This window comes from Halobacillus sp. A1, from assembly GCF_024189295.1.
Classification (GTDB): Bacteria; Bacillota; Bacilli; order Bacillales; family Halobacillaceae; genus Halobacillus_A.
The window spans coordinates 58972-67480 of sequence record NZ_JAIZEN010000016.1 but is presented as its reverse complement, the minus strand read 5'-3'; the positions used below and the strand labels follow the sequence as shown (position 1 = coordinate 67480).

At 41.6% G+C, this 8509-nt stretch carries 7 protein-coding genes; 1 reads left to right on the top strand and 6 read right to left on the bottom strand.

Features of this window, described 5'->3' with window-relative positions; all coding sequences use genetic code 11:
• Positions 1–335: 335 nt before the first annotated feature.
• A complete protein-coding gene (prsW, locus tag LF817_RS15345; protein WP_253936685.1) occupies positions 336–998 on the bottom strand; it encodes a glutamic-type intramembrane protease PrsW in 663 nt (220 codons plus the stop codon).
• 87 nt (positions 999–1085) lie between these two features.
• Here prsW and LF817_RS15340 point away from each other — a divergent pair, with 87 nt between their 5' ends.
• Positions 1086–2057: an asparaginase gene (locus tag LF817_RS15340; protein ID WP_253936684.1), complete on the top strand. Its 972-nt coding sequence runs from the start codon at positions 1086–1088 to the stop codon at positions 2055–2057.
• Between the two features lie 68 nt (positions 2058–2125).
• Here LF817_RS15340 and LF817_RS15335 read toward each other — a convergent pair whose 3' ends face one another.
• From LF817_RS15335 to LF817_RS15315, 5 genes are all read right to left on the bottom strand, one after another.
• Positions 2126–3109: a YpdA family putative bacillithiol disulfide reductase gene (locus tag LF817_RS15335; protein ID WP_253936683.1), complete on the bottom strand. Its 984-nt coding sequence runs from the start codon at positions 3107–3109 to the stop codon at positions 2126–2128.
• Between the two features lie 87 nt (positions 3110–3196).
• Positions 3197–4477, bottom strand: coding sequence for a Glu/Leu/Phe/Val family dehydrogenase (locus LF817_RS15330; RefSeq protein WP_253936682.1), 1281 nt, complete (start codon positions 4475–4477; stop codon positions 3197–3199).
• Positions 4478–4618: 141 nt separating this feature from the next.
• Positions 4619–5548 (bottom strand): D-alanine--D-alanine ligase, encoded by a 930-nt coding sequence (locus LF817_RS15325; protein WP_253936681.1) that lies wholly within the window; start codon positions 5546–5548, stop codon positions 4619–4621.
• Positions 5549–6745: 1197 nt separating this feature from the next.
• Positions 6746–7327, bottom strand: coding sequence for a genetic competence negative regulator (locus LF817_RS15320; protein ID WP_253936680.1), 582 nt, complete (start codon positions 7325–7327; stop codon positions 6746–6748).
• A gap of 142 nt (positions 7328–7469) precedes the next feature.
• Complete coding sequence (locus LF817_RS15315) at positions 7470–8369, bottom strand: MerR family transcriptional regulator (protein ID WP_253936679.1); 900 nt, start codon at positions 8367–8369, stop codon at positions 7470–7472.
• Between the last annotated feature and the right edge of the window lie 140 nt (positions 8370–8509).

Below are 8509 nucleotides of genomic sequence, written 5' to 3'. Positions count from 1 at the left end.
CCCGTGGGAGAAGGATGTAGGCGAGATCCCACAGGGCTGAAAAGCCCGAGGAAGCTCGCCACTTCCCCCACAGGAAAGCGAGTAGCTTCCCAACCACCCCTGACTCTCATTACAGCCACGAACCCTGGTTATCTCGAAACTGAGTCTTAAAGTATCCTGCCAGTTAGTTTAAGAACTACCTTTCACAATCTGCACATTTTTCCACATCTTATATAATTCAAACAAAAACAGCAGACCAATCCATATGCGGGTTGGTCTGCTATTTAGTATACTATTACGTCAGTTTCTCAACAAAAACCAAACGGCTATTCCTCAATTCTCAATTGAGGAAGCTTTTATTCCGTGTATGAATTCAGAAGTTTTTCGTGGTGACGGTTTGCAATTTTGATTTTTCTCACACCGACCACCCATAAAATGATCATAAAAGGAGCTATATAAATCAGCCAGTTGGACTTTACTATAAAATAGTCGTACAAGCTATGTAATGAAAAAGGTATAACTAATGCAAGAGCCAGTGCAAACTTCTTTTTGCTTACTTTGAACTTCGCTTCTCCCATATAATAGCCCATCATGACGCCAAACAAGGCATGTGAAGATACTGGAAAAACGGCTCGTAATAATGCAATCTCTATTCCATTTGCAAAAATATAAATAATATTTTCCAAGGTGGCAAACCCTAAGCTGATCGCTACTCCGTAAATAATCCCATCATAATGATGATCGAATGCCGCATGACGATAGGCTACAAATAATAAAAAGAACCATTTGAAAAATTCCTCCAGCAATCCCGCGAGAAAAATCGACTTTAGCACGGGCTCCTGGAGCAGTCCCTCCGTCTCAAACGCATACTGGATGAACATAAGTGGAAAGACTAGAATCGCTCCGAGAATGAACATGCGGACGATTAAAGGTAACGGCTCCAGTTCGATTCTTTTACTGAAATATATAAAAGTCATTAGTGCAACCGCAGGTGCAATAGCCGCAGTAAATATGGCCATAAAATATCCGCCCTCTCTTCCCATCCCACAGATTTAATCGTATCATGGAAAAGTAAGAAAAGGAATATGAATAGGCAGGAGGTCCTTATGAAAACCATACTAGTGATACATACAGGCGGCACTATATCTATGAAAGAAAATAAAGAAACCGGCGAAGTCAATACTGAGGGAAAGCATCCTCTAGATGAAATTTCCACTCATTTAAAAGGATCGACAGTCATTGAAGATGAAATTCTTTTTTACCTTCCTTCTCCACATATCGGTCCTGAACACATGCTTCAGCTCGGTCAGTATATTCATGAAAAAATGGCAGAAAAAAATTATGATGGAATCGTGATCACTCATGGAACAGACACTCTTGAAGAAACTGCATATTTTCTTGATTTGTTTCTCCAAACAAAAAAACCTGTCATCGTCACGGGAGCTATGAGATCGAGTAATGAAATTGGGTCGGACGGTCTTTATAATTTACTTAGCGCAATTCGTGTTTCAAGCTGTGACGAGGCACAGGGTAAAGGTGTACTCGTCGTCATGAATGATGAAATACACACGGCGAAGAATGTGACGAAAACATCAACCAGCAACGTAGCGACTTTCCAAAGTCCGCAATACGGCCCAATAGGAATTACTACGAAAAACGAAGTCTTCTTCCATCATAAAACGACTACACATGATTCTTATCCTATTCAAAAATTGAGTAAGAAAGTAGCTCTGATCAAGGCATATGCGGGTATGGACGGTTCTATCATAGATGCAGTCAAAGAGAGCGGCATCGATGGGCTGGTCATTGAGGCGCTCGGTCAGGGAAACCTTCCCCCAGAGACGATTGCTTCCATTCAAACAACGATTGAAAAAGGAATTTCCGTCGTTCTTGTTTCCAGGTGCTATCAAGGCATTGTGCAGCCGACTTACAGCTATAAAGGGGGCGGGAGCCAACTGCAAAGTATGGGAGTCATATTTGCCAATGGTCTAACAGGCCCTAAAGCACGCATAAAGCTGATGGTCGTATTAGAGATGACGAACAACCCTCTCGAACTTACACCTATGTTCAGCTACTAATTAAATCGTTAATTCGTGTGGAAGCATATTTAGGTCGTAACAAAAATAAAAAAGAAGCCGAATATCGATTATTCGGCTTCTTTCTGTTTAATGGCACGGGCGATATGTCCGCCGTGAAAACGTCCATTTTCTATAAAAATTTCATTATTGTTGTAGCCAGCTGCAATTACACCTGCAATATAAATACCTTCGACGTTTGTTTCCATCGTATTTGGATCAAAGGACGGCCTGCCTGTGTGCTCATCCATATCGACTCCCATGTTTTTAATAAACGAATGGTCTGGACGATACCCTGTCATCGCAAATACGAAATCATTGGGAATGCTGCGTTCTTCCCCTTTACATTCATAAATGACTTGATCATCTGTTATTTCTTTAAGATTGGCACAGAACTTCATGTCAATGACGCCTTTATTAACAAGCGCTTCGAATTGAGGCAGAATCCATGGCTTTATACTTCTGGAATAATCTTCTCCCCGGTATAGCACTGTAACGTTTGCTTCTGCTTTAACTAATTCCAATGCCGCATCAGCAGCTGAATTTTTTCCGCCGACAATGACGACATCCCGATGATAGTAAGGGTGAGCTTCCTTAAAGTAATGCATTACTTTATCCAACTCTTCTCCTTTGACTCCCATTTGGTTAGGTTGGTCATAATAGCCTGTCGCTACAATAACGAAATCAGAGGTATACTCGACCTTTTCACCTGAGTTTTTTTCAGTGGAAAGAAGGAATTTTCCATTCGATTTCACAACTTTTTCAACCTTCTCAAAAGGTTGGATGCGCAGATTTTCACGTCCTGCTACCGCCCGATAATAAGACAGCGCTTCGTTTCTTACTGGTTTCTGCCGTTCGGTTATAAATGGGATTTCACCAATTTCCAGCTTTTCACTTGAACTGAAGAATGTCTGGTGGGTCGGGTAATGATAAATGGAATTCACGACACTTCCCTTTTCGATAATCAAAGAATCTATGCCTATTTTTTTAAGTTCAATCGCGGCACTCATGCCACATGGGCCTGAACCTATAATTATTACTTTTTCTTCCTGCACCTTTGTCACTCCTATTCCACATTAAACCATCTCAATAGAAAATCTCCTACCATGTAAATGATAGGAGATTTATGCATGCGAATCAAGTTAAACCCATCCGCGGAACCTGGAGGCCTCAGCCATCTTTCTTACACCGACCATGTAAGCGGCCAGCCTCATGTCTACACGACGCGTCTCCGCAGTCCTATAAACGTTATCGAACCCTTTGACAATGACTTGATACAATTTCTCTTCGACTTCTTCTTCCGTCCAATAGTAACCCTGGTTGTTCTGCACCCATTCAAAATAAGAAACCGTCACTCCCCCGGCTGATGCCAGAACATCCGGAACTAACAGGATTCCACGTTCAGAAAGCATACGCGTAGCATCTATGGTGGTCGGCCCGTTTGCTGCTTCTACCACAATGCTTGCTTTGATTTTATCCGCATTATCCTCAGTGATCTGATTTTCAATGGCTGCTGGAACCAATATGTCACAATCCAGCTCCAAAAGCTCCTTATTGGAAATTGTATTCTTAAATAGGTTCGTCACTGTTCCGAAGCTGTCCCTGCGATCCAATAAGTATTCAATATCTAGCCCATTCGGATCGTATAAAGCCCCTTGAGCGTCAGATATTCCCACTACATTAGCGCCCTTATCATGCATGAATTTAGCTAAAAAGCTTCCTGCATTTCCGAACCCTTGAACGACTACGCGGGCGCCTTCAATCTGGATCCCTTTTTTCTTAGCCGCTTCCTCAATGCAGATGGTCACTCCTTTTGCAGTTGCCGACTCACGTCCGTGTGAACCACCCAGCACTAACGGCTTCCCTGTGATGAAACCTGGATTGTTGAATTCATCGATCCGGCTGTATTCATCCATCATCCAAGCCATAATCTGTGAATTCGTAAACACATCTGGCGCTGGAATATCTTTGGTCGGCCCTACGATTTGACTGATGGCACGGACGTAACCACGACTGATCCCTTCTAGTTCTCGGAAGGACATCTCTCTTGGATCACACACAATGCCCCCTTTACCTCCGCCGTAAGGTAAATCGACAATGCCCGCTTTTAAACTCATCCAAATTGATAAAGCCTTCACTTCTTTTTCTGAAACGTTCGGGTGAAATCGAACGCCGCCTTTTGTAGGACCTACAGCATCATTATGCTGCGCCCTGAAACCTGTAAATATTTTAATCGAATCATCATCCATGCGGACAGGAATTCTAACCGTCATCATCCGTATAGGTTCTTTTAATAATTCATATACTTCGTTTGGATATCCAAGTTTGTCTAACGCTTTTTTTACGACAGTCTGTGTCGACTTTAATACATCCAACTTATCATTTTGTTCATTAGCATTGACGTCAGCTTTATCGGCTACCATCGATTTACCTCCTATGTGAAACCATTCGCTTGGGTGGTCTTTCAGTCAATAGTATACACTCTAGACACCGTTATGCAAAGCGAATATACAGCTTTCTTTCTTATTTTTCTAACGGAATGTAAGCGATTACAACAATAACTTCTACTCCTGTAGGGACAACTCTACAAATCGCTCTACAAGATCATCATAATTCAAGCCAACGACTTGTGCAGAATCTGGAAAAAGGCTGGTCGGGGTCATCCCAGGCAAAGTGTTCACTTCTAGTATTATGGCATTATTGTGAGCATCTATAATAAAATCTACGCGTGAATAGACATCACACCCTAAAAGCTGGTGAGCTTTGACGGCATCTTCTTGCAGCCGTTTCGTTAAGTCATCAGATACCTGCGCAGGAACTATATGCTCACTTCCGCCTGGCTTATATTTTGAATCAAAATCATAGTAGTCATTTTTAGGAATGATTTCTATGACAGGGAGTGCTTGTTCACTGCCTTGCTTACCGATGACAGGGACAGTAACCTCTCTTCCACCTACATAATCCTCCACTAGGATTACTGTATCAGATGCAGCAGCAACCTCTATAGCTTTATCAATGTGTTGCTCTTCCTTAACTATTGTTAAGCCTAAAGTAGAACCTTCTTGATTTGGTTTAACAACAAAAGGTACATTAAACTGGTCCCTAACGCTGCGTGCAATCTCTTCTGTGTTTTCAAATTGGTTGATCACATAAGATTGGCTTCGTGCGGTCTTGATCCCTTCAGCAGCGAAGATTTGTTTTGATTTCGCTTTGTCCATCGCTAGCGCGGACGAAAGGACTCCGGAACCTACATAAGGAATATTCAACATATCCAGTAATCCTTGAATTTTTCCGTCTTCTCCGAATCGGCCATGCAGCCCTATGAAGACAAGGTCGACGTCCAGCTGCAGCAGTTCTTTTAATTTACTAGGATCAAAATCGATACCTATTACTTCGTGACCTTTATTTTTTAACGCTTTAATAATACCTTTACCCGTCGATAGCGAGACTTCTCTCTCACCAGATACTCCTCCATATAAAACAGCAATCTTCATGCCCGTACACTCCATTCTTCAGTCCATTTAAATAAATATCAACCTGTATATTTTAACACGTTCTCACTGGTCCATCTATCTAATAATAAACAAGCACCTTTTAAATCCAAGTCTTATCTTTATCATATAAACTCCCTTTAGTGGAAGACTCAGTTTCAAGATGTTAGAGCTGTTTTCCGTTACGTTTGACAGCGTTTGGAGGTCCGGGAAATCACTCGCTTTCCGTGGGAGCGCGGTGATCCTCCTCGGACGTCCCGTCCTGCGGGGTCTCACCAAGCACTCTTTTCCCACAGGAGTCTCGCAATTTCCCGGACCTCCTTTAAGTTTGTCAGGTTCACGGAAACATCTGAGACACTGCTTTGAGTGTAGTACAGCTCTTTTTGAGTGGCAAAGACAAGTCGCCCCATTTCCAATACCCCATTACAACAAATTGATCTTTTCATGGCTAAATGTTTATTGTCTAATAGGCTACGTCACATGCGGTTAATCACTTTTTGTCTTCTTGGATAAGATTAATTGTAATCCATTTCAAAAAGAATGTGTATGGACTGGACTGAGCTGGGGGAGATAAAGGAAACCAGAATAAAATGATTCGGTGTTGACTTGCCAGTCTCGTTAGGCGATAACCTCTATAGCCGGAATACTCAGCTTAGATAAGAGATCAGAAGTCTTTTCCAATACCAGGGGGTTCGTTCATTCCATTTCGTACGGGGTTGTTGGGAAGCTGCGAGACTCCCTTTGTAAAAGCGGAAGCGCTTTGGTCAGCGGCGTATGGACTGGACTGAGCTGGCGGAGATAAAGGAAACACGAAGAACGAAGTGATTCGATGTTGACTTATCGTACAGAAGTGAAGGAAGTCTCAGTAGCCGCTAAGCGCTGGAGCTGGATAGTCCCCCATATGGTTTATGAACGGATTCACGCCCTAGATTAATATAAGTGTAAGACTGGGAGAAGGATGTAGGCGAGATCCCGCAGGGCTGAAAAGCCCGAGGAAGCTCGCCACTTCCCCCACAGGAAAGCGAGTAGCTTCCCAACAACCCCTGACGCATAATAGGGCAACGAACTCCGATTATGTCTAAATCAAGTCTTCCACAATCCTGCCAGTTACTTTAAGAACTCTATTATGAATAAAATAAAATATTTAACATAAAAACAAAAAGAACGAAGCTGTAAGCTGCCGTTCTGTTGAGAAATTACTTATTTAGAAAAATATTTATAAATCGTTTCAATTGCGTTGTTTTTCATAATTGAATGTCCGTATTCTATTAAGCGATGAGAAGTCATAGCCGAAGCTGAAGAAAACTCTGATAACAAGGCAATGACTTGCTCTGCTTCCAAATGAAATATGGAATCATCATCCAGGATCATATAATAATGATCATTATACAAATAAACGTCGCCCTTAGTGACAGCTAACGCATGTAAGTGGAACCCTGCCTGTATCACATCTTCGAAATCTTCAAATGCAAAAATCATCTCTTTACTTTCATCTAGTGTTACTTTCATTTCAATATAACCATCTTCTTCATCTATATCTTCTTTAGATTTGGTAACAACGACGAGCATTCCCTGAGCTTGCAGCAGATAAACCTGAACGAGTAACATACCGTTAAGTTCAACACCAAGTTCAACTCCGGCGTCATACATCATATCACTGAAAACGCGGTGAACTCTTGGCAGATCGTTCCATAATTCTTCTTTAGTCAAGCCTCTGTCTAACAAATCATCAAACGTAAGAAATATTTTAAATTTTTCGCTAGACATTCTTTCTACTCGCATGTATACGCCCCCTTTTGTTAAGGATATCTGTTATCTATATCTTATGATGACTGCTCTAATTATGGCACTTTTTTTAGCATTATATCCATAATTCCGCAGATGAGCAATTCTTCGCCAATGATAGGGGGCTTATCATTAACAATTATTGATTTAACCACTCCTCCCACTCACTTCGAGATCCGCCTACCATATATGGTCCAAGCCGTTTTTTGTCCAGCTCGGACAAAACATCATAAGCATAACCGCCCAGCCCGATTTTCAATTTGGGATATTGTTTATCCAGAGATTCTACTAGTCGGATGGTTAATGGAATATTTTTCTTCATCGTACAAGACATGAACAAATAATCCGGTTCGGTTTCATCGAGAACAATCTCGATATCTCCCCCCGCTATACTCTGACCTAAATAAATGACCTCATACCCTTTTCTTTTTAAAAATAAGGCGAAGATCAGCAGACCTAATTCATGACTTTCATTCGGTCCACATACCAGCAGTGCCCGCGGCTGAATCGTTTCAGTGGGAATCGTCAAAAGCATCATGCCGATCCGTGAACGGAGGAAATTACTGGCGAAATGTTCATGCGCGCTAGTAATTTCTTTGTTCTCCCACATATCACCGATTTTGACCAATATTGGACCGATCATATCAATAGCCACGGTTTCCGGCGTGAATAAACTGAACGCTTCATCTAACTTAAGCTGGGCTGCTCTTTCATCAAATGATAAAAGAGAATGAAGCAGCTGGTTTCCAGTAGCATCCAAGTGATTCACTTCTTCAGTTTTCTCTTGTTTAGGAGCTTCTTCAGTTCCTCTGTTTTCAAGAAGTGCTACGGCTTGCGAAATTGTAAACCCCTTATTTACTTTATCAATCAACCATTTCAAAGTGCGGATATGGTCATCTGTATATAACCGATGACCCGCTTCATTTCTGATAGGACGAATCATCTGGTAGCGTCTTTCCCATGCTCTCAACGTCCCTGCCTGAATGTCCAGCATTTGCGATACTGCTTTTATATTGTATTTCGGCTTTTGACTTTGCATAATTTAGCCTCCGCATAAGGGGTTTTTTATTAATTATAATAGGAAAGTTTTTGTTGTGTAAAGTTTGTATATTCTTTATATAAGTAATTTACACCTTCCCCCACGAAGGAACATACCTTTCATAAACACAGAGGTTCTGG

Bases quoted from the DNA above. Each gene is read 5' to 3' on its own strand.
- LF817_RS15340 (WP_253936684.1), top strand. From the start codon at position 1,086: ATGAAAACCATACTAGTGATACATACAGGCGGCACTATATCTATGAAA.
- LF817_RS15320 (WP_253936680.1), bottom strand. From the start codon at position 7,327: ATGCGAGTAGAAAGAATGTCTAGCGAAAAATTTAAAATATTTCTTACG.
- prsW (WP_253936685.1), bottom strand. From the start codon at position 998: ATGGCCATATTTACTGCGGCTATTGCACCTGCGGTTGCACTAATGACT.
- LF817_RS15330 (WP_253936682.1), bottom strand. From the start codon at position 4,477: ATGGTAGCCGATAAAGCTGACGTCAATGCTAATGAACAAAATGATAAG.
- LF817_RS15315 (WP_253936679.1), bottom strand. From the start codon at position 8,369: ATGCAAAGTCAAAAGCCGAAATACAATATAAAAGCAGTATCGCAAATG.
- LF817_RS15325 (WP_253936681.1), bottom strand. From the start codon at position 5,548: ATGAAGATTGCTGTTTTATATGGAGGAGTATCTGGTGAGAGAGAAGTC.